Below are 20405 nucleotides of genomic sequence, written 5' to 3' on the forward strand. Positions count from 1 at the left end.
CGCAGGTTTGTGGCGGCACACACCTCCCGTGATGGCACCACAGCCGGACGGCACTGCAAGAATTGGGTACGTGAATGCTCCCCGTGACCCAGGCGCCGATTCCGATCGGTGGGGCGGCGAGGAGTCTCCACTGATCGATCGGCACCCGGGCTTCGACCGTTATCCACCCGCCGACTCTCCGCGGCCGGATCCGGAGGATCAGGAGGTTCCGGGCTTCCTGTCCAAGCGCACGCCGACCCGGCCGATGCGGTCCGCCGCCCCGCGCCCGGCGGCGCAGCCGGAGCCACCCGAGGAACCGCCGACGCGGGAACTGACGCAAGCGCCTCGCCCGCAACCGGATTCACCACAGCCCGGCATCGCCGACGTCACCACCACCGGCCTGCGCAAACCACCGCGCAAGCTGACCGTCACCCGGATCGCCGCGCGCCGCAGCAAGGAACTCACCGAACGCGGCATCGCCACCTTCCAGCGCGCGGCCAAGGCCGACGGCGCGGAGGAGTCCGGGCTGACCGCGCTGGTCTACGCCACCATGGCCAATTTCGCGACCGACGCCGCGGTCGCGGTCGCACTGGCCAACACCCTGTTCTTCGCCAGCGCCACCGCGGAATCCAAGACCAAGGTCGCGCTGTACCTGCTCATCACCATCGCCCCGTTCGCGGTGATCGCCCCGCTGATCGGTCCCATGCTGGACCGGCTGCAACGCGGTCGCCGACTGGCGCTGGCCGGTTCCTTCGCGCTGCGCGTGCTGATCGCCGGAATCCTGATCTTCAACGTCGACACCTGGGCGCTGTATCCGCTGGCCCTGTGCATGATGATCCTCAGCAAATCCTTCGCGGTGCTCAAATCCGCGGTCACCCCGCGCGTGCTGCCACCGGGAATCGACCTGGTGCGCACCAACTCCCGCCTCACCGTGTTCGGACTGGTCGGCGGCACGCTGGGCGCGGGCGCGGTGGCCGGGCTGATCGCCATCGTCGCGCATTCGGCGGGCGCCCTGCTCTTCGCGGCGGCCATGGCCGCGGCGGGCGCGTACCTGAGCCTGCAGATTCCGTCCTGGGTGGAGGTCACCGAGGGCGAGGTGCCCGCGACGCTGAGCTACCACGCCCGCGACTCCAGCACCGAGGTGCTCGATCCGAACCAGGCCGCGCAGATCCGCCCGAGCAGCCGCCGTCAGCCGCTCGGGCGCTCGGTGGTGACCGGCCTCTGGGGCAACGGCACGGTGCGCATTCTGACCGGCTTCCTGACCTTCTACGTCGCGTTCGTCGCCAAGGCCACCGAGCACCGCCCGGCGCAGCAGGCGACCATGCTGGGCATCGTCGGCGTGTGCGCGGCGATCGGCAATTTCACCGGCAACGCCACCGGCGCGCGCATGAAACTGGGCCGCCCGACCCTGCTGGTGCTGATCTGCACCATCGCCTGTGTGGCGGGCGCGGCGCTCGCCGCGGTCTTCGACAATCTGCTCGGCGCGGCGATCGCGACGCTGGTCGCGTCCGGCGCGAGCGCGCTGGCGAAGGTGTCCCTGGACGCGTCCATTCAGGACGATCTTCCGGAGGAGTCGATCGCCTCGGGTTTCGGCAGGTCCGAGACGGTGCTGCAGTTGTCCTGGGTGATCGGCGGATCGCTGGGCGTCCTGCTTCCGACGGACTGGTGGATCGGTTTCGCTGTGATCTCGGCGGTCATGGCGCTGGGATTGGCCCAAACCATCGTCAGTTACCGTGGGCATTCGCTGCTGCCCGGTTTGGGCGGTAATCGACCTCAGCACGCCAAGCAGGAGATCCCCGGCGCGCACGGCGCGGGGGAGCCCACGTGACGGACAGGAACCCCAGCCGGTGAGCCAACCCAAAGCCCGCACGATCGTCGCCATTCTCGCGGCCCTGCTCGTGGTGGCCGTGGCCTATTTCGCCGTGATCGTGGTGTCGGCCCGCAATGTCGACAAGCCCGAACCCGAGATCACCGCGTACGCGCACGGGAAATCGGTGACCGTGACGCCGTTCATGTACTGCAGCGTGCACGTGGAGAACAACGCGCTGGATCTGCGCGACTGCGACAACAGCGAGTCGGTGTCCGCCCTGGACGTGCCCGCCGGATATCCGTTGCAACTGTCGCTGCCGAAGGAAATCGTCGACGCCCCTTGGCAAATGGTGATGGTGTACGGGCTGCCCGACGGCACCGCCGTGCAGCGGGTGGCCACGCATCGGGACTATCCGGAGGGCGCACGCGCCATCACCATCGACACCCCCGCCGATCCGCGCCTGCAGCTGGCCGGCGTCGAGGTGCAGCTGCCGGTTCCCGCGCGTGACGAGAACGGCAACGAGGGCTTCATCCCGCACGCCATCTGGTCGATCCGGACTTCGGCTGCGGCATAGGCATTCTCGCGGCGGCCGTGCGGGCCCGTGCGCGATCCGCCGCGAACAGCGAAGGGCCCCGGTGAGTTTCGTCTCACCGGGGCCCTTCTGCTTGCGACCTGCTCGCGACTCGGCGCTTTCGGCGCCCCGCGGTTTTCGGCACTCCGCGTCGCCCGGACCGATGCGATCCTAGGGCGGGTGATCCAGCGGGCTAGTGATCCAGCTCGCGGGCGACCCCGCGCACGACCTCGGCGATGCGCTGGGCCATCTTGCGATCGGGATGCTTGCCGCGACGCAGATCGGGCTGCACCTTGGTCTCGAGCAGGGTGATCATGTCCTCGATCAGGCCGTGCAGCTCGTCGGGTTCCTTGCGGTTGATCGGAGCCTCGCCGCGACCGCCGCCGCGACGCTCGCCGCGGTCCCCGCGCTCGGGGCGCAGGGTCGGGGTTTCGAGCAACTTGAGACTCAGCGCCTGCGGGCCGCGACGGCCCGCCGCCATACCGAATTCGACACGCTGTCCGGGCTTGAGGCCCTCGACACCTTCGGGCAGCGCCGACGATCGAACATAGACATCCTCACCCTCGTCCTGGGAAAGGAACCCGAAGCCCTTGTCGACGTCGTACCACTTCACCTTGCCGGTCGGCACTGCGCTCACCCGTTCATGATTCGATGCCCGGACGCGCCGGGCACAGTCTTGGTCGGCGGACCGATCGTCCGCGCTCGGAGTACTTGCGATAAAGAACGCGCCCCGCAGCATGGCAGGACGCGATAGTCATCGAGTCTACCCCGGTGTGAATAGCCCGAGCACATGAGTTTTACGGTTCTGAGGTGTCAGACACTTCTTCCAAGCAGGCTCCGCGCAGGTCCGGGAGTTGGCTGCTGTACCTCGCAGGCGCACTGTTCGCGATCGGATTGCTGGCCATCGTGGCGATCTTCGCCATCGGGTTGCTGAGTGATTCCGAACCGGGACTGTGGCTGTATCTGCTCGCGATGGCGGCGCCGCTCGGATTCCTGGTGGGCATCGTCTTCGCGCTGTGGTCCGGTCGCCGCTCGCGCTGAGGGCGGGAGGCTCGCGAGGGACGACACATCCAACCCTCCGAACAGCCCCCTACGACACCGGTATTGCCCACTTCGTTACCCGGCCAACCCTGTGACCTTGGTCACATAACGGGGAGGTCACGGAGCGGTGACGGACCGCTACCTGACGTGACTCGCCGTGACCACCAGCGCAGACGCTAAGCGGAACCCCTTGCGCCGGTTAGCCGTCCACCGGACACGACGGTTACCAAATGGTGATTTTTCCCCGAGATCGTCGTAATGTCTCCCACCAGCCGGGTCAGCCCGGCACCACCGGCCCGCCGCACCGTACTTCGCCCCGCGGGAACCGGACCCCCAACTGGAATCAGGGGCGAAGACGAGGAACAGCGCGCATCAAGCGCGCCGGGCCGGACGACCTCTCAGTTCGACCCCGGTAGTCGGCCTCGCAGGCGCGTACGAGAGGAACGACCCGAAAATGAGTGGACGCCATCGCAAGCCGAGCAATACCGGCCGCACTGTCGCCAAGGTCGCCCTGACGGGCATCGCCCTCGGCGGCGCCGGAGTCGCCATGGCTGGCAACGCCAGCGCGGCACCCGACTCCGACTGGGATCGACTCGCTCAGTGCGAAGCCGGCGGTAACTGGGGCATCAACACCGGCAACGGTTTTCAGGGCGGGCTGCAGTTCTCCCCCGGCACCTGGACCGCGCACGGCGGTGGCGAATTCGCCTCGACCGCCAACCATGCCACCCGCGAACAACAGATCGTCGTCGCCGAGAAGGTGCTCGCCTCGCAGGGCTGGGGCGCCTGGCCCTCCTGCTCCTCGAGCCTCGGCCTCAACAGCGCCGCCACGCAGCGCAGCGCCCCCGCGCCCGCCGCGGAGACTCCGCGCTGGAACCCGAACCCCGGTGTCACCCAGGCCGCGGACAGCACCCAGGAAGTCTTCCAGGCTGTCGACCGCGCCGTGCAGGTCGCCCAGGATCAGGGTGTGAACATCCCGCAGCCGGTGCTGGACTTCTTCAACGCCACCAAGTCCAGCGGCGTCAAGCTCGATCCGACCATCACCAACTTCTTCGAGGCGAACAAGGGTCTGCTTCCCAACTGATCCCTCGGGCCGCCGATTCCGGGGATACCGATCCCACGAATCGCGACCCCCGCAGGTTCGCATCCGGCAAACGCCCCGCATCAATGACGATGCGGGGCGTTTGCTGTATCCGATGCCGGGCGACGCTGCACGCAATGCCGAGCCGATCCGGGTGCCGGAGCGGACGGTTGGCAAGTGCCCGTGCCAGAATGAGCGGCGTGGTGAACAAATCGAAGAAACCCTACGTCGACAACGGCTGGCCCGAGACGGCCAACGGCGATCACGCGGTCACCGAACTCTCGGCCACCCGCTCCGGCGGCCTCTCGCCCTACGGCGAGGACACCGAGTTTCCGCTCCCGGTCGATCAGCTGCCCTACGTGCACCCGCACACGGTCATCAATCGCTGATTCACTGCACTAACCGACCATATGCGGTCAACGGCGCGGCTCGTCTCCGAGCGGCCGCCGCGCATCCGACTTCTGTCGCCGCGGCGGCCGCCCATCCATGTCCGGATCGGGTGACGTGACCGATACCGCCGCCTCCTCGCGCCGAACCCGCACGAGCCCCAAGGCCGCTGCGGCGGCCGATCTTCCGCTGCCCGAATGGCTGGCCGCGCGCAGCGACGAGGAACTCGTCACGCTGCTGGAGCTGCGGCCTGATCTGGCGGTGCCGTTGCCCGCCTCGATGGCGGTGCTGGCCGCCCGTACCGAACAGCGCGCCTCGGTGCTCCGGGCCACCGACGAATTGGACACCCTCGACTTCGCGGTCATCGAAACCCTGGTGGTGCACGGCGCGGCCGACGGCCGCCACGGCGCACCCGTCCCGTTGACCCGGCTGCGCACGATTCTCGGCGACCGGGTCTCGGCCGCGGCCCTCGCGGCGGCCGTGCAGCGCCTGCGCGCCCGCGCCCTGGCCTGGGGTCCGGACAAGGCGCTGCGGCTCACCGCATCGGCCCAGGAGGCGCTGCCGTGGCCGCTGGGCAGTACCACCGAGCTACCCGACGCCCTGACCGAACCCGAGATCGTCGCAGCCCTGGCCGAACTCGCGCCGGCCGAACGCGGCCTGCTGGACAAGCTGGCCACCACCAACCCGCGCGGCCGCACCCGGGACGCGGCGGCCGGCACCCCCGAGGACCGGCCGGTGCAGCGACTGCTGGCCGCGCGCCTGCTCAATTGGATCGACGACGAGACGGTGGAGCTGCCCGCCTCGGTCGGTCAGCTGCTGCGCGGTGAGCCGGTCACCGATCCGCATGCCCTCTCCGCGCCGAAGGCCGAGCAGCGCAAGCACTCCCCCGCCGATGTGAACGCCGCCGCGGCCGGCGAGGTCGGCGAGGTGCTGCGGCACAGCGCCGCCATCCTCGAGGTGCTGGGTCAGGCCCCGGCCCCGGCCCTGCGATCGGGCGGACTCGGGGTGCGCGAGCTGCGCCGGGTCGCCAAGCAGACCGGCGTCGAGGAGAACCGGCTCGGCCTGCTGACCGAAATCCTTTCCGCGGCAAGGCTGCTCGACAAGGGTACTCCGGAACCGCCGCCCCCGGGCGAGCCCACCGACGACTACTGGGCCCCCACCACCACCGCGGACGCCTGGCTGGCCGTGGTGCCGCCGCGCCGCTGGGTGGTGCTCGCGCAGGCGTGGCTGGATCTGGATCGCTTCCCGTGGATGATCGGCCTGCGCGACGCCAACGACAAACCACTGGCCGCGCTCTCCGCGGAATTGCGCAATGTGCACGCGATCCGCGATCGGCGGGCCGTGCTGGAGCTGCTGGCCGAATATCCGCGCGGCACCGGGGTTTCCGCGGCCGATCTGGGCCGCGTGCTGGCCTGGCGGCAGCCGCGCTGGCGACGGCACTACCGCCTCGAATCGGTGGAACGCACACTCGCGGAGGCGGAGTCGCTGGGCGTGGTGGCACGCGGCGCGATGACCTCCGCGGGCCGGGCGCTGCTGCACGGCAGCCAGGCCGACGCCGAAACCGAGATGGCCTCGGCGCTGCCGGATCCGGTGGATCACGTCCTGGTGCAAGCCGATCTGACGGTGATCGCCCCCGGCCCGCTGGTCCCGGAGCTGCAGGACCGGATCGAACTGGTCGCGGACGTCGAATCGGCGGGCGCGGCAACGGTCTACCGGATCAGCGACACCTCGGTGCGACGCGCCCTGGACGCGGGCGCGACGGCCACCGAACTGCACAACCTCTTCACGGCGCATTCGCGCACTCCGGTGCCGCAGTCGCTGACCTATCTCATCGACGATGTGGCGCGCAGGCACGGCCGGTTGCGCGCGGGCATGGCGCAGTCGTTCGTGCGCAGTGAGGATCCCCGACTACTCGCGGAGGTGCTGGCCGCCCCCGTCGCGGCGGCGCTGGCACTGCGGGCCGTGGCGCCCACGGTCGCGATTTCGCAGGCGTCGCTGGGGGAAGTGCTCGAACAGCTGCGCGCGGCGGGATTCAGTCCCGCGGGCGAGGATTCGTCCGGGGTGATCGTGGATCTGCGGCCGCGGGGCGCGCGGCTCTCGGCGCGCTCGGCGCAGCGCCCGAACTGGCGGCCGAATCCGCCGAACGCCGATCAGCTGCACGCCCTGGTGGCGGAGTTGCGGGCCGGGGAACGGGCCGCGAGCGCCCGGCCCGGCGAGGCCGTGCGTTCGGACGGCAGCCGCAGCAGCACCGCCGCCACGTTGAACCTGCTGCAGCTGGCGGTGCGTACCCGGCGTCCGGTGCACATCGGCTACGTCGACGCCTCGGGCGTGGCGACGCAGCGCGTGGTGGAGCCGCTGAAGATCGGTGGCGGCCAACTCGATGCCCTCGACCCGGTGACCGGCGCGGTCCGGCACTTCACGCTGCACCGGATCGCGTCGGTCGCCCTGGTCGAATAGCTTTCGGGCCTATTTGGGATTACCCAGGCAGAACGTGGTCTTCGGGTCCTCGACGAGCCGGAATCCGAGTGCCGTATCGGTGGCGCACTGGAATTCGTCGGCCTGGCCGTCCACGCGCTTGGTCACCTTGAACGAGGCCTCCGGCGCCGTGCAGGCGACGAACTTGTACCCCGTGGTCTGGCTCTCGTTGTAGCAGGAGCCCTCTTTGAAATTGGGTGTCAGGCACAGGAACGCGGTGGTACCGCCGTTGAGGGTTTCCTCGTAGGACGTCTGCTCCTGTTTGCAATCGGTCTTCGTGTCGAAGATCTGGGCGACCCGGTAGACCGCCTTCTCGTTCGAGCAGTCGACCGGCTCGGTCTTGGAGTCGACCATGGATCCTTCGATGACATTGATGCAGTCACCGACCTTGGCCTTCGCCGTATCGGACTTGCTGGCGTCTTTGACCGCTGAACAACCACTCACGGCCAGTACGGCAACGGCCACCGCCACGAGGGCGAGTACGAGGCGGAGAATCGGCCTCGTTCCTGCGAACTTCACTTAGCGAAAACCTTTCTCACCGAACAATTCACGGCTGCCGTGAACGCGGTGAGAATACCCGTGAGCTGCCCGAACCGCCATAAGTCCGAATGCCGATCAGAGCATCGACAATCCGCGCATGCCCATCCAGGACAGCGCGATGATGGTCGGCAACAGGCTGTTGAGCATGTTCAGGCCAAGGAAGTTCATGAGTGTTCCCTCTCAATTTGGGCGCGCGTCCAGAAAGTAGCGCCATGGGATGTGTCGTACCCGAACAGTGACTCGTTACACATGCGAATCGACGAATGCGAGATTCAGCCCGCCGACCCCGAACCACCGGATCCCGTTCCCGCAGAACCGCTTCCGGCCGAACCGGAGTCCGAGGAGCCCAGCGCCCCGGAACCACTCGCCGAACCGCTTGCCGAACCGCTGCCGATCGGGCCGGTGGGCACCGTCGCACCCTTCGAACCCGGCCGATTCACATAGACGGTGACCGGGCCCGAGGAGCTCGCCTCGACGGTCACCACCCGGGCCCCCGGCGCAGAGGTGACCGTGCCGCCGTCCACCCGCACCTCGTAACCGCTCGGGTAATGCAGATCGGAGACGTAGATCTCGGTCGGCCCGATTCCGGCCCGCGGCGTATACCGATACGCGAAATCGCCACCGGCCGAATCGAATACCATCCGGCCGGGCGTGCCCGCCGTCGCCCGCGGATAGGTGCGCACCAGCTGCCGCCCGACATCGCCGAGGAACGGATCGGGCCGCGGTCCGCCCGCGCCGAAGCGCGAGGCGTAGTGCCAGTACTGCCAGCCGATGAAACGCTCGTCGGCTCGCACGAGGGTATTGGTGAGCACGGCCGGATCACCGTCGCCGAATTCGGTGACCAGCGTCGGCAACTGTGTCCGCGCGGTGAAGGAGTCGATATTGCCCCAGGTCTTGTCCTGCTGCACCGGACACAGCCCGCGCAGGAAGGCCGGCAGCCCGAGATAGATGGCCAGCTGACTCGGAATGCAGTAGTCGTGCGGCGCGAAGGCGATATCGGGTGCGGTGATCGGCGGGTTCTTGCCCAGATTCGAGGGCATGGTCTCGTTCCAGGTCACGTTCGGCTCCCAGAAGACGTTGATCCCGCCGTCGCGCGCTCGGACCGCGTCGGTCAGCTTCTGCATGGCCGCTTGATATTTCACGTCGAAGCCCGGGCAGCCGTTCGGGAAGCAGGACAGGAACGCGGTGCCCGGCCACGGCTCGTTCATGAGCTCGATGCCGAGCACACCCGCGTGCCCGCGCACGGCCGCAGCGAGCGCCCCCAGGGCATCGCCGAGCTGGTCCAGGACGCCGTTGTCGTTGTTCCAGACCTCGTCCCAGCCCTTGTTCATGCTGGGCATGAGGTAGTAGAGCGGGAACCCGACGTTCGGTTCGAGCGCGCCGGGGCGGGAGCTCAACGCCCATTCGGGAAATCCGTTGCCGCCCCAGATCTTCGACAATCCGTCCTGATGATTGTCGAGCAGCGTGTGAATTCCGTACTGCGCCAGCGTGTCCACCACCGAGGCCACCCGATCGAGGTACGCGGTGTCGACCACGCCCCGGGTCGGCATGAGTCCGTCGAAGGAGACGCCGAGCCGCACGGTGTTGAAGCCGTGCCCGGCCAGCAGCGCCGCGTCGTCGGCGGTGAGGGTGAAGCCGTCCCCGAGTTCCAGGTAGGGCGCGTCCTTGTCCACATTGTTCACGCCGTGCAGCAGCATCACCCGGCCCTGCGCGTCGACGAACCGGGAGCCCTCGATCGCGATCCGGCCGATGTCCGGAGTCGCCGGGGCCGCTCGCGCCGGCAGGTCCGTCATGGCGAGGGCGCATCCGAGCGCCGCCGCCGCGATCGCCAGCCACCGTCTACCGCGTCCGGACATCGGCACCTCTGTTCAGTTCACTCGATCGGACAAATGGACAAGCGTCCAATTGCGGAGTGATCGTAGCCACAGAAACTCGGGTCTTGACCGTTTTGACGGAATTGACATCGTCGTCCGACGGTTCACTCTTCGAGCGCGGCGGCTCCACCCGAGTGCCGCCACCGGTTCCGGCGGCTACCGCTGTCGGTGCCATCAGGAACAATGGACGGCGGCCCGATCGGGTCGGACAACCAGGAGGCTTCGTGACCGACGGTCCGCTGATCGTTCAGAGTGACAAGACGCTGCTGCTCGAGGTCGACCACGAGTCGGCGAACGCGGCCCGGCAGGCGATCGCGCCGTTCGCCGAACTCGAGCGCGCGCCCGAGCACGTGCACACCTATCGCATCACCCCCCTGGCCCTGTGGAACGCGCGCGCGGCCGGCCACGATGCCGAGCAGGTGGTCGATGCCCTGGTCAACTTCTCCCGCTACGCCGTGCCGCAGCCGCTGCTGGTCGACATCGTGGACACCATGGGCCGCTACGGCCGGCTGCAGCTGGTCAAGCATCCGGCCCACGGGCTGACCCTGGTCAGCCTGGATCGCGCGGTGCTCGAGGAGGTGCTGCGGCACAAGAAGATCAGCCCCATGCTCGGCGCGCGCCTGGACGAGGACACCGTCGCGGTGCACCCGTCCGAGCGCGGGCGGATCAAGCAGATGCTGTTGAAGATCGGCTGGCCCGCCGAGGACCTGGCGGGCTATGTGGACGGCGAGGCGCACGCCATCGACCTGGACTACACCTCGAACGCCTGGCATCTGCGCGACTACCAGGAGATGGCGGTCGACTCCTTCTGGGCGGGCGGCTCCGGCGTGGTCGTACTCCCCTGCGGCGCGGGCAAGACCATGGTGGGCGCGGCGGCCATGGCCAAGGCGGGCGCGACGACGCTGATCCTGGTCACCAATACCGTGGCCGGGCGGCAGTGGCGGCGCGAGTTGCTCGCGCGCACCTCGCTCACCGAGGAGGAGATCGGCGAATACTCCGGTGAGCGCAAGGAGATCCGGCCGGTCACCATCGCCACCTATCAGGTCGTGACCCGCAAGACCAAGGGCGAGTACCGGCATCTGGAACTGTTCGACAGCCGCGACTGGGGTCTGGTCATCTACGACGAGGTGCACCTGCTGCCCGCGCCGGTCTTCCGCATGACCGCGGATCTGCAGTCCCGTCGCCGCCTCGGCCTCACCGCCACGCTGGTGCGTGAGGACGGCCGCGAGGGAGACGTGTTCTCGCTGATCGGGCCCAAGCGCTACGACGCGCCGTGGAAGGACATCGAGGCCCAGGGCTGGATCGCGCCCGCGGACTGCGTGGAGGTGCGGGTGACCCTCACCGACGCCGAACGCATGGCGTACGCGACGGCCGAGCCCGAGGAGCGCTACAAGCTGTGTTCCACCGCGCGCACGAAACTGCCCGTGGTCGAATCGATCCTGGCCCGGCACAAGGGCGCGCCCACGCTGGTGATCGGCGCGTACCTCGATCAGCTCGAGGAACTGGGCGAGCACCTGAACGCTCCGGTCATCCAGGGCTCCACCCGCAACAAGGAGCGCGAGGAACTCTTCGACGCGTTCCGGCGCGGGGAGATCCCGGTGCTGGTGGTGTCCAAGGTCGCCAACTTCTCCATCGACCTACCGGAAGCGTCTGTGGCCGTTCAGGTTTCGGGCACCTTCGGATCGCGACAAGAGGAGGCGCAGCGCCTGGGCCGGCTGCTGCGACCCAAGCACGACGGCGGCCAGGCTCACTTCTATTCCGTCGTCTCACGTGACACGCTGGACGCCGAATACGCCGCGCACCGGCAGCGTTTCCTGGCGGAACAGGGGTATGCCTATCGCATCACCGATGCGGACGATCTGCTCGGGCCGACGATAGGATAAGTGGAGGGCCAGTCTCCATATCAATGGAAGGCGGACTCCGAACGCGGGAGGGAACGAGGGTGCGACGCTTCGAATTCGCGGTGGACCGTGAGCATGCCCGGGCGGTCAACGAAGTCGTCGCCGACCTGCGGCGGTTGCGGGTGGCGGCCATCGCGGCCGCCATCGTGCTCGGGCTGGGCAGCGGCTTCCTGATCTGGCTGAACCACCCCTGGTCGTATCTGCTGGCGGTGGCATTCGTACTGGGGGCGGCCACCTCGCTGTTCATCGGGCTGTGGACCCCGCATCGCGGGCGCGTCGACAAGCTGTACGCCGCAGGCGAACTCGTGCCCGCGGTGATCTCGGAGACCGACGACGGCGGCGCGACGCTACTGGCGCTGGTGACCGTTGGCAAGCCGAACGCCGACGGCCCGCGCTACGCGCTGGTCACCCGCACGGTCGGCAGCCTGCCCGGGCACCACCTCCGCACCGGGGAACGCGTTCCGGCCGTCACCGTGCGCATCGACCGCGCGCCCACCTCGGTCGGCGTCGGGGATCTGTGGCAATCGGTGAGCGCCATGCCCATCGCGTGGGGCACCCGCGACCCGAACGTCGTCGAACGGGCGCGCGGCGCCATCCGCGAGGCGGAATGGCAACTGCTGGCCGACAATCTGGATCTGGCCGCGAAGGTCCGGCGGGTCGATGCCAAGCGCCTGCTGCTCGATCCGCAACAGCTCCCCGAGGAACTTCGGCGCGGCTGAATCGGTGCTCGGCCGGGGCTCGCGAACCCCGCCCGCACCCGTCGCGACCGGTGATTATTCCCGCGACAAGCGCTCCGGCCGGACATAGACTGAATCGATGATTCCTGTCGCGAACGTGGTGACATTCCTGGTCGCGGCCTTCGTGATCGTCGTGATTCCCGGTCCCGGTGTGCTTTTCGTGATCGGCCGGGCACTCACGCACGGCCGCCGTGCCGCACTGCTGTCGGTGCTCGGGCATTCGATCGGCGTGCTCACCGTGCTGTGCCTGGTCGCGGCCGGACTGGGCACGGTCCTGGCGGCCTCGGCCATCGCGCTGGCGGTGGTGAAGTTCGCGGGTGCGCTGTATCTGATGTACCTCGGCGTGCAGGCCATCCGGGAGCGGCGCTCGCTGCGCGAGGCCCTGCAGTCCACGGCCGATCCGGTGGGCACCCGGCGGGTGCTGCGCCAGGCGATCCTGGTCGGCGTGACCAACCCCAAGGCGATCATCTTCTTCTCGGCGGTGCTGCCGCAGTTCATCGAGCCGAAGGCCGGTCCGGTGCCGGTCCAGATGCTGATCCTGGGCGCGATCTTCCTCGGGGTGGCGCTGGTGTCCGACACCGTGTGGGCGCTGGTCGCGGGTTCGGCGCGGGACTGGTTCGCCCGGTCCCCGAAGCGGCTCGAGGCGGTCGGCGGCGCGGGCGGGGTCATGATCATCGGCCTCGGCGCGAGCGTCGCCGTGTCGGGATCGACCAACTGAGCCGGGCGCCGACTAGCATCGGCTGGTCGGCGATCGGCGCCGGAAAGGGGCGGCTCGGCGTATGAGGCACAGGTGGGGGCGGTACACGGCGGTAGGGGCGGCACTGGTCGCCTTCACGAGTGCGGTTCCGGCACAGGCGGATCCGGCCGATCCCTTCACCGGCTCCTCGGGTCTGGGCGATCCCTACTACCCGATGGACGGCAACGGCGGTTACGACGCCACGCACTACGACGTCACCATCGCCTACGATCCGCCGACCCAGCAGCTGCGCGGTTCCACCCGGATCGAGGCCGTCGCCACCCAGGCGCTGCGCACCTTCAACCTCGATTTCAACGGCCCGCCGATCTCGAAGGTGACGGTCAACAACCTGCCCGCCTGGTTCGACCGGCGCGACGAGCACGAACTCGTCGTCACCCCCACACTGCCGCTGCTGCCCGGCTTGGCGTTCACGGTGCAGGTGGAGTACGCGGGCCCGGTCACCGGCAGTGACGGCGAGGGCTGGGTGCTCTCCCCCAGCGGCGGGGCTTTCGTTGCGGGCGAACCGCATTCGGCCACCAGCTGGTATCCGCTCAACGACACCCCTTTGGACAAGGCCACTTTCACGCTGCACGCCACCGTGCCGCAGGAGTGGGAGGTGATGTCCAACGGGTCCAAGGTGCGCGATGTGGTGCAGGGCCCGGACCGGACCGTCGACTTCGAGATGCGCCAGCCGGTGATCGGCTATCTGACCACCGTCGCCGTGGACAGGTTCGAATTCCTGGAGCAGCGGCGCGCCAACGGCACTCCGCTGCTGAGCGCGTTCGCCCCGGATGCGTTGCAGGCCAAGGAAATGGAGCTGCGACTGCCGGAGATCCTGGACTTCCAGGAGGAGCTGTACGGCCCGTACCCGTTCGACGTGGCCGGCGGCATCTACGTGGACACCGAGTTGCAGTTCTCGCTCGAGACCCAGTCCCGGCCGATCTACGCGCCGTGGACCGAGCTCGACACCGTGGTGCACGAGATCACTCATCAGTGGTGGGGCGACTCGCTCTCGGTGAAGCAGTGGTCCGACATCTGCCTGAACGAATGCTTCGCCAGCTACACCGCCGACTATCTGTGGCCCGAGCGCAAGGAGGGCGCGGACGTCGACGGGCAGTACCGCGAGACGCTCGCGAAGTACCGCGACGATCCGAAGTTCTGGGAGAACGCGCTGCAGAATCCCGGCGTCGGCAAGGAATTCACCTCCGTCTACTACCGCGGGCCGCTGTTCCTGCACGCCCTGCGCCGCACCCTGGGCGACGCGATCTTCTTCCCCGCGATCCACGAGTTCGCGAACGCGCACAGGTACGGCAACGCCTCCATGCCGGAGTTCCGGAAGTTCCTGCAGTCCAAGACCACTCAGGATCTGACCGGATTCCTGGCGGCCTGGCTGGATCGCACCGAGCCACCTGCGGACGAGTACCTCTACCCCGGCTCGTTGCGCTCCTGACCATCGCGCCGGACAGGGCCGCTCGCTCTCACGCCGGGAGCGGTCGCGCCCTGTCGGTCGCGACCAGGGCCGCCATCGCCCCCAGGACCGACCCCGTCACGTAGCGCTGCGCGCGCAGCCACAGCGGCCGCCCGGTCAGGAAGCTCGCGATCGCGCCCGCGCCGAGCACGATCAAAGCATCCACACCTATCCCCACCACGATCTGCACAGCCCCCAGGCTCAGGCTCTGCAACCAGACCCGGCCCTGTTCGGGCACCACGAACTGCGGGATCAGGGCCATGTACATGACGGCGATCTTGGGGTTGAGCAGGTTCGTCACCAGGCCCATGGTGAACAACCGCCGCGGCGGATCGGCGGGCAGTTCGCCCGGCACGAACGGCGATGTCCCGCCCGGGCGCAGGGTCTTGAAGGCCAGCCAGCCCAGATAGGCCGCGCCCGCGAGTTTCAGCGTCAGGTACAGCGCGGGCACCATCGCGAACACCGCGATGATCCCCGCCGTGGCCGCCGCCAGATAGACCGCGAATCCCACGAAAATGCCGCCGAGCGACACCATTCCGGCCCGTCGCCCCTGCGACACGGTCCGTGACACCAGATACATCATGTTCGGCCCCGGCGTCAGCACCATGCCCAGTGCCGCCGCGCCGACCCCGAGCACCGCAGTCATTCCGATCATGACATCGATACTGCTGCCCGCTCCCGCCCGTGTCGCGGTCCAGTCGAACCCCGGTGGCCTGCGAGCCGGTGTGGTCAGTGGGGCGCGGATCGGGCGGAGTTGGCGGCGCGGAGGCGGCGGATGCCTTCCTCGATGGTCTCTTCCTTCTTGCAGAAGGTGAAGCGCACCAGGCGATTCCACGAGTCCTTGTCGTCGGCGAAGACGCTGACCGGGACGGCGGCGACGCCGAGGCGTTCGGGGAGTTCGCGGCAGAAGGTGTAGGCGTCGGCATCGCTGAGCGGCGTGATGTCGGCGCAGACGAAATAGGTTCCGTCACTGCGCTTCACGTCGAAACCGGCCTCGGCCAGAGCCGCCGACAGGCGCAGGCGCTTCTCGGCGAGGGTGTCGCGCAGGGCAGCCACCCACTGCTGCTCGTTGCTCAGCGCGTGCGCCACGGCGGGCTGGAAGGGACCGCCGCCGACGAAGGTGAGGAACTGCTTCGCGGCCAGCACGGCGTCCAGCAGCGGCGCGGGCGCACACGCCCAGCCGATCTTCCAGCCGGTGACGCTGAAGGTCTTGGCGGCACTGGAGACGACCACGGTGCGCTCGAACATGCCGGGCAGCGTGGCCAGGCTGATGTGACGGTGCCCGTCGAAGGCGAGATGCTCGTACGCCTCATCGGCCATGACGTACAGATCGTGTTCGATGGCGATCTCGGCGATGGCGGTGAGGTCGGCTCGCGAGAGCACGGTGCCGGTCGGGTTGTGCGGCGAGTTCACCAGCAGCATGCGGGTTTTCGGGGTGATGGCGGCGCGCAGGCTGTCCAGATCGAGGACGAAGCCGTTCCCGTCCGGAATCAGCCGGGCGGTGCGCCGCCGCGCCCCGGCCAGGGCGATCCCCGCGGCGTAGGAGTCGTAGTAGGGCTCGATGAGCACCACCTCGTCACCGGGTTCGACCAGCCCGAGGATGGTGGCCGCGATGGCCTCGGTCGCGCCGACGGTGACCAGCACCTGACTGTCGGGGTCGTAGTGGGTGCCGTAGCGGCGAGCCCGGTCCGCGGCGATGGCCTGGCGCAGCACGGGCATCCCGCGCCCCGGCGGGTACTGGTTGAGTCCGTCGGCAATCGCCTGGCGAGCCACGTCGAGCATGCCCGCGGGACCGTCGGAATCCGGGAAGCCCTGGCCCAGATTGACCGCGCCGTGGCGGACGGCGAGTTCGGTCATCTCCGCGAAGATCGTCGACGCGAAGGGACGCAGGCGCGCGACGGTCGGTGTCTTGGGCATATCGGGAGGATAGTCCACCGACCTCGGCGTCCCGGCGGCTCGACATACGGTTGCGATGCCATAGCGAACAGCTATGTTTCACACTTTTTCCGGGGCCTCTACCTGGTCCGTTGTGCATTCGCCCAAGGGCGGCTAGCCTGCCCGTGTTTTGACTCACACCGCTCCCGCGGTTTTATCGAAAGGGGCGAATCATGCCCTGGTATATCGATCTTCTCCTGCATCCGGCGTCCGCCGTGGATCTCGTTCATCACATTGCGGCGCAATACATCGGCTTCTCCGGATCGTCGCTGAATGCCGGCTCCGGCATTCCGGGCACCGGCTCGGGCATCCCCACCGGCTCGGGCCTGAGCACCTGCTCCCCGACCGGGTCGGTCAGCCTGTCCGGCGGCGACTGCAGCAACAATGTGGGATCGTTCGCCAACTGACGAATTCCGATGAGCGGCAAGCCGTGTCGGGGGTGTGCCGCCCATCGGGCCAGTCGGGACGCTCAGTGCGGTACGCGAATACCCGTGAGCTTGGCGGGGTTCGCCAGATCATAAGCTGCCCAGATCTTTCCGTCCCGAACGGTGAACCCGAAGACCCGGGTCGTCGTCCCGGAGTAGCCGTCACCCGAGGCCCGCTCGTGCACCAGCACTCCCAATTGACCGTTCACCAGGACGAATTCGAGTGCGTCCGGCAGCCGCTCGGGATCACCCAGTCCGTGGATCCGCTGGATCCCCAGCCACAGGCGCGCCACCTTGTCCACGCCCGCGACCACATTGATCGCGGTGGAGGTCGTACCGCCCGCGTCTCCGATGGTGTGCACATCCGGATGCAGCAGCGCCACAACGGCATCCAGATCGGCCTGCCCCAGCGCGTCCAGCAATTGCCGCACCAGCGCCTCGTGCTCGGCGTCCGGCACCGGATCCGGGGTGCGCGCGACGGCCCTGCGCGCACGAGTGGCCAACTGCCGGGCCGCCTCGGTGGACACACCCAGGATGTCGGCGATCTCCTCGAACGGCACCGCGAACCCCTCGTGCAGAACGAAGACCACGCGCTGCGGCGGAGTGAGGGTGTCCAGCACCACCATGGCGGCGAAGCGGTAGTCCTGTTTGCGCATCAACGCGGCCAGCGGGTCCGGAGCCCCCGAGGGCGACGACGCGGTCACGATGGGCTCCGGAAGCCATTGCCCGACATACGTTTCCCGCCGGGATGCCGCGCTGCGCAGCCGGTCCAGGCAGATGCGGCTGACCACGGTGGTGAGCCAGGCGCGCAGGTCGTCGATCTCGTACTGGCGGGCCACGGCCAGGCGCAGCCAGCTCTCCTGCACCGCGTCTTCGGCGTCGGTGACGCTGCCGGTCAACCGGTAGGCCACCGACAGCAGATGCGGCCGATTCGATTCGAACAAATCGGCGAGAAGAGCGGAAACCATCGGATCGATGCTACGGAGGCGGTCCGGCACGCCCGCGACCGGACCCGGAAACCCGGTGCACCCGTGGGTGGTTCCGTGTCAGCATGACGCGATGGACGCGCGCACGCTCTCGAACGGGACGTTATGGCTCTCGCCCCCGACGGTGCACGACATCGACACCATCACCGCCTGCTGCCGGGAACCCTCGATCGGGGAATGGACCACCATGCCGGTCCCCTACGAGCGGGCCGACGCGGAGAAGTTCGTCTTCGACATCGTCACGCCCGGCTGGGCGGATCGCGCACCGACCTGGGCGCTGCGCCCGGCCGAGCACGGTCCCGTGCTGGGCATGATCGGCCTAGGTCCGCTCTACCTGCCGCGCCGAGATCGAGATACGGCCGAGATCGGTTTCTGGCTCTCGCCCGAAGCACGCGGGCGCGGACTGATGACCCAGGCGGTGGACCTGGTCTGCCGGGCCGCGTTCGACCTGACCGGATTCGCCTTCGAGCGGCTCGAGTGGCGGGCCATCATCGGCAATCACGCCTCCGCCGCGGTGGCCCGCAGTTCGGGGTTCCACTACGAGGGCCGGTTGCGCGGCGGCGGAGTGCAGCGGGGCGTCCGCCGCGATCTCTGGGTCGCCTCACGGCTGCACACCGATCCGGCCGGACCGGCCGATGGGTGGCCGCCCGGAGTGTGATCCCCACCCGTGGGACCCCCGCCGCGCGCCTTCGCACGCGACGCGGGGAGCCACGAAATCGTGTGCCCACCTGAACTTCACGAGCAGGTGGCGGGAACTCAGGACCGAGCGATCCGGCGCTGGGCGACGGCGTCGGCCAGGACCTCGAGCTGCGCGGCGGTGGTGTCCCAGTCCAGGCAGGCATCGGTGATGGACTGCCCGTAGGTGAGATCCTGCGCGCGGCCCAGGGTCAGATCCTGACGGCCCGCGACCAGGAAGCTCTCCAGCATGACGCCCACCACGGTGCCCTCACCGCCGGCGATCCGGCCCGCGATATCGGTGACCACGTCGACCTGCCGGTTGTGGTCCTTCTTGCTGTTGCCGTGGCTGGCGTCGACCACCAGGCGCTGCTCCAGCGACGACTTCTCCAGTCTCAGCAGGGCTTCCGCGCAGGAGGCGGCGTCGTAGTTGGTGCCGTTGCTGCCGCCGCGCAGGATGACATGGCAGTCCGGGTTGCCCGCGGTGCGGATCAGCGCCGAGCGGCCGTCCAGATCGGTGCCGGGGAAGACGTGGCTGGCCGCCGCGGCGCGCACGCCGTCGACCGCGACCTGCACGTCACCATCGGTGCCGTTCTTGATGCCGACCGGCATGGACAGCGCCGAGGAGAGCTGACGGTGCACCTGGCTCGCGGCGGTGCGCGCGCCGATCGCGCCGTAGGCGACCAGGTCCGCGATGTACTGCGGGGTGATCGGATCCAGGAACTCGCACGCCACCGGCAGGCCCAGCGCGGTGATGTCGACCAGCAGTCGCCGGCCCAGATCCAGACCGGTGTTGATGTCGAAGGTGCCGTCCAGGTGCGGATCGTTGACCAGCCCCTTCCAGCCCAGCGTGGTGCGCGGCTTCTCGAAGTAGACGCGCATGACCACGTGCAGCCGGTCCCCGAGTTCCTCGGATTTGGCGGCCAGGCGGCGGGCGTAGTCGATGGCGGCCTCGGGATCGTGCACCGAACACGGGCCGACGATGACCATGAGGCGGTCGTCGGTTCCGTTCAGGACATCGACGGTGGCCTTGCGACCGGCGCGCACGATATCGGCGAGGGTGTCGTCGATCGGGTGCGCGGCGCGGACCTCGCGCGGCGAGAGCAAGGGGCTCACGCTGAGGGTGCGCTGGTCGTCGAGATCGGTATGCCGGTCGAGATCGGCGTCGATAGACATGATTCGTGGGTTCCTTTTGTTCAGGCCGACCCACTGGAATTCACTCTCGAAAACCCCTTGGAGCCGGTCAAGTCATCCGGCTCGGGGTGGAGGAAGTCAGCGCAGGTTCACGCCGCTCGGCCCACCCGGGGCCGGCTGGCTAAACCAGAAATACACGCGCTGCATGCCGGGCACAGTATCAGAAATGACACAGCCGGTGTATGGCGTGCGACACGTGCGAGTCAGCGCGCGATGTAGTGCAGGATCACCTCGTGCACGTGCCGGGTCTTCTCGTCGCCACGGAACTCGACCTCGTAGCTGTGGTGCCCGGTGCTGATCGCGATGTGGCCGGAGGAGAAGAACTGGCCCGCGAAGGATTTGTTGGTGACCACGCTCACGGTGCTGATGCGGGCGTACGGAATGCTGGTGATGGCGATCTTCTTACCCACGAAAGAGTTGTCCTGGATGATCACCCGGCGGTCGGTGAGGCCCAGGAATCCGGTCCCCACTCCGATCGCGTCGTAGACGGCCAGAATCTGTTCTCCCGGTAGCAGTCCCTCCTGGATCTTCTCCAGTTGTTCACGCCGGTCGTACGGAATGCTCATGCGCCCCAGCCCTTGCTGCTCACTCTC

Annotated in this window: 20 protein-coding genes; 12 read left to right on the forward strand and 8 right to left on the reverse strand. The window is 68.5% G+C overall.

Annotated elements, in window-relative coordinates; translation table 11 throughout:
• Nucleotides 1-70: 70 nt before the first annotated feature.
• Together NJ1_RS34950 and NJ1_RS34955 are read left to right on the forward strand one after the other, a co-directional pair.
• Nucleotides 71-1807: an MFS transporter gene (locus NJ1_RS34950; RefSeq protein WP_245717717.1), complete on the forward strand. Its 1737-nt coding sequence runs from the start codon at nucleotides 71-73 to the stop codon at nucleotides 1805-1807.
• Between the two features lie 19 nt (nucleotides 1808-1826).
• On the forward strand, nucleotides 1827-2363 hold the full coding sequence (locus tag NJ1_RS34955) for a DUF2771 domain-containing protein (RefSeq protein WP_067703675.1): 537 nt from the start codon (nucleotides 1827-1829) through the stop codon (nucleotides 2361-2363).
• Between the two features lie 190 nt (nucleotides 2364-2553).
• Here NJ1_RS34955 and NJ1_RS34960 read toward each other — a convergent pair whose 3' ends face one another.
• Complete coding sequence (locus tag NJ1_RS34960; protein WP_174557158.1) at nucleotides 2554-2988, reverse strand: cold-shock protein; 435 nt, start codon at nucleotides 2986-2988, stop codon at nucleotides 2554-2556.
• 182 nt (nucleotides 2989-3170) lie between these two features.
• Between NJ1_RS34960 and NJ1_RS34965 the strand changes: the two genes are divergently transcribed.
• The 4 genes from NJ1_RS34965 to NJ1_RS34980 all read left to right on the forward strand — a co-directional run bounded on the left by NJ1_RS34965 (nucleotide 3171) and on the right by NJ1_RS34980 (nucleotide 7323).
• Nucleotides 3171-3401 carry a hypothetical protein gene (locus NJ1_RS34965; protein WP_067703681.1) on the forward strand — a complete coding sequence of 77 codons (231 nt, stop codon included), beginning with the start codon at nucleotides 3171-3173 and terminating at the stop codon, nucleotides 3399-3401.
• Between the two features lie 454 nt (nucleotides 3402-3855).
• Nucleotides 3856-4482 (forward strand): resuscitation-promoting factor Rpf1 domain-containing protein, encoded by a 627-nt coding sequence (locus NJ1_RS34970; RefSeq protein ID WP_067703684.1) that lies wholly within the window; start codon nucleotides 3856-3858, stop codon nucleotides 4480-4482.
• 197 nt (nucleotides 4483-4679) lie between these two features.
• Nucleotides 4680-4868: a hypothetical protein gene (locus NJ1_RS34975; RefSeq protein ID WP_067703755.1), complete on the forward strand. Its 189-nt coding sequence runs from the start codon at nucleotides 4680-4682 to the stop codon at nucleotides 4866-4868.
• A gap of 97 nt (nucleotides 4869-4965) precedes the next feature.
• Nucleotides 4966-7323, forward strand: coding sequence for a helicase-associated domain-containing protein (locus NJ1_RS34980; protein WP_067703687.1), 2358 nt, complete (start codon nucleotides 4966-4968; stop codon nucleotides 7321-7323).
• 9 nt (nucleotides 7324-7332) lie between these two features.
• Here NJ1_RS34980 and NJ1_RS34985 read toward each other — a convergent pair whose 3' ends face one another.
• Nucleotides 7333-7860 (reverse strand): LppU/SCO3897 family protein, encoded by a 528-nt coding sequence (locus NJ1_RS34985; protein WP_067703690.1) that lies wholly within the window; start codon nucleotides 7858-7860, stop codon nucleotides 7333-7335.
• 293 nt (nucleotides 7861-8153) lie between these two features.
• Entirely contained in the window at nucleotides 8154-9737 is a 1584-nt protein-coding gene (locus NJ1_RS34990) for an endoglycoceramidase I (RefSeq protein WP_084479177.1), read from the reverse strand.
• Nucleotides 9738-9979: 242 nt separating this feature from the next.
• Between NJ1_RS34990 and NJ1_RS34995 the strand changes: the two genes are divergently transcribed.
• From NJ1_RS34995 to NJ1_RS35010, 4 genes are all read left to right on the forward strand, one after another.
• The gene (locus tag NJ1_RS34995; RefSeq protein WP_067703693.1) at nucleotides 9980-11638 is read left to right on the forward strand and encodes a DNA repair helicase XPB; all 1659 of its coding nucleotides are present in this window, start codon (nucleotides 9980-9982) and stop codon (nucleotides 11636-11638) included.
• Nucleotides 11639-11697: 59 nt separating this feature from the next.
• Nucleotides 11698-12375, forward strand: coding sequence for a DUF3239 domain-containing protein (locus NJ1_RS35000; protein WP_067703696.1), 678 nt, complete (start codon nucleotides 11698-11700; stop codon nucleotides 12373-12375).
• A 97-nt stretch (nucleotides 12376-12472) separates the two neighbouring features.
• The gene (locus NJ1_RS35005; RefSeq protein WP_067703699.1) at nucleotides 12473-13111 is read left to right on the forward strand and encodes a LysE family translocator; all 639 of its coding nucleotides are present in this window, start codon (nucleotides 12473-12475) and stop codon (nucleotides 13109-13111) included.
• A gap of 61 nt (nucleotides 13112-13172) precedes the next feature.
• Nucleotides 13173-14579 carry a M1 family metallopeptidase gene (locus NJ1_RS35010; RefSeq protein ID WP_067703702.1) on the forward strand — a complete coding sequence of 469 codons (1407 nt, stop codon included), beginning with the start codon at nucleotides 13173-13175 and terminating at the stop codon, nucleotides 14577-14579.
• Between the two features lie 28 nt (nucleotides 14580-14607).
• Here NJ1_RS35010 and NJ1_RS35015 read toward each other — a convergent pair whose 3' ends face one another.
• Nucleotides 14608-15252: a LysE family translocator gene (locus tag NJ1_RS35015; protein WP_067703706.1), complete on the reverse strand. Its 645-nt coding sequence runs from the start codon at nucleotides 15250-15252 to the stop codon at nucleotides 14608-14610.
• Nucleotides 15253-15326: 74 nt separating this feature from the next.
• Nucleotides 15327-16514, reverse strand: coding sequence for a pyridoxal phosphate-dependent aminotransferase (locus NJ1_RS35020; RefSeq protein WP_067703758.1), 1188 nt, complete (start codon nucleotides 16512-16514; stop codon nucleotides 15327-15329).
• 191 nt (nucleotides 16515-16705) lie between these two features.
• Between NJ1_RS35020 and NJ1_RS35025 the strand changes: the two genes are divergently transcribed.
• Entirely contained in the window at nucleotides 16706-16939 is a 234-nt protein-coding gene (locus NJ1_RS35025; RefSeq protein ID WP_067703709.1) for a hypothetical protein, read from the forward strand.
• Nucleotides 16940-17001: 62 nt separating this feature from the next.
• On the opposite strand, the gene sigJ is transcribed toward NJ1_RS35025, so the two are convergent.
• Nucleotides 17002-17925, reverse strand: coding sequence for an RNA polymerase sigma factor SigJ (gene sigJ, locus NJ1_RS35030; protein ID WP_067703711.1), 924 nt, complete (start codon nucleotides 17923-17925; stop codon nucleotides 17002-17004).
• Between the two features lie 91 nt (nucleotides 17926-18016).
• Here sigJ and NJ1_RS35035 point away from each other — a divergent pair, with 91 nt between their 5' ends.
• Complete coding sequence (locus NJ1_RS35035; protein ID WP_067703714.1) at nucleotides 18017-18601, forward strand: GNAT family N-acetyltransferase; 585 nt, start codon at nucleotides 18017-18019, stop codon at nucleotides 18599-18601.
• Nucleotides 18602-18699: 98 nt separating this feature from the next.
• On the opposite strand, the gene NJ1_RS35040 is transcribed toward NJ1_RS35035, so the two are convergent.
• Entirely contained in the window at nucleotides 18700-19794 is a 1095-nt protein-coding gene (locus NJ1_RS35040) for a 3-deoxy-7-phosphoheptulonate synthase (RefSeq protein ID WP_067703717.1), read from the reverse strand.
• Nucleotides 19795-20015: 221 nt separating this feature from the next.
• Nucleotides 20016-20378 carry a PH domain-containing protein gene (locus NJ1_RS35045; protein ID WP_067703719.1) on the reverse strand — a complete coding sequence of 121 codons (363 nt, stop codon included), beginning with the start codon at nucleotides 20376-20378 and terminating at the stop codon, nucleotides 20016-20018.
• Between the last annotated feature and the right edge of the window lie 27 nt (nucleotides 20379-20405).

It is taken from the genome of Nocardia jejuensis NBRC 103114 (assembly GCF_001613145.1).
Taxonomy (GTDB): domain Bacteria; phylum Actinomycetota; class Actinomycetes; order Mycobacteriales; family Mycobacteriaceae; genus Nocardia; species Nocardia jejuensis.

What these genes read in the sequence shown, in the direction of transcription:
- NJ1_RS34970 (WP_067703684.1), top strand. Translation starts at nt 3,856, where the DNA reads ATGAGTGGACGCCATCGCAAGCCGAGCAATACCGGCCGCACTGTCGCC.
- NJ1_RS34980 (WP_067703687.1), top strand. Translation starts at nt 4,966, where the DNA reads ATGTCCGGATCGGGTGACGTGACCGATACCGCCGCCTCCTCGCGCCGA.
- NJ1_RS34990 (WP_084479177.1), bottom strand. Translation starts at nt 9,737, where the DNA reads ATGTCCGGACGCGGTAGACGGTGGCTGGCGATCGCGGCGGCGGCGCTC.
- NJ1_RS35005 (WP_067703699.1), top strand. Translation starts at nt 12,473, where the DNA reads ATGATTCCTGTCGCGAACGTGGTGACATTCCTGGTCGCGGCCTTCGTG.
- NJ1_RS35010 (WP_067703702.1), top strand. Translation starts at nt 13,173, where the DNA reads ATGAGGCACAGGTGGGGGCGGTACACGGCGGTAGGGGCGGCACTGGTC.
- NJ1_RS35015 (WP_067703706.1), bottom strand. Translation starts at nt 15,252, where the DNA reads ATGATCGGAATGACTGCGGTGCTCGGGGTCGGCGCGGCGGCACTGGGC.
- NJ1_RS35020 (WP_067703758.1), bottom strand. Translation starts at nt 16,514, where the DNA reads ATGCCCAAGACACCGACCGTCGCGCGCCTGCGTCCCTTCGCGTCGACG.
- NJ1_RS35025 (WP_067703709.1), top strand. Translation starts at nt 16,706, where the DNA reads ATGCCCTGGTATATCGATCTTCTCCTGCATCCGGCGTCCGCCGTGGAT.
- sigJ (WP_067703711.1), bottom strand. Translation starts at nt 17,925, where the DNA reads ATGGTTTCCGCTCTTCTCGCCGATTTGTTCGAATCGAATCGGCCGCAT.
- NJ1_RS35035 (WP_067703714.1), top strand. Translation starts at nt 18,017, where the DNA reads ATGGACGCGCGCACGCTCTCGAACGGGACGTTATGGCTCTCGCCCCCG.
- NJ1_RS35040 (WP_067703717.1), bottom strand. Translation starts at nt 19,794, where the DNA reads ATGTCTATCGACGCCGATCTCGACCGGCATACCGATCTCGACGACCAG.
- NJ1_RS35045 (WP_067703719.1), bottom strand. Translation starts at nt 20,378, where the DNA reads ATGAGCATTCCGTACGACCGGCGTGAACAACTGGAGAAGATCCAGGAG.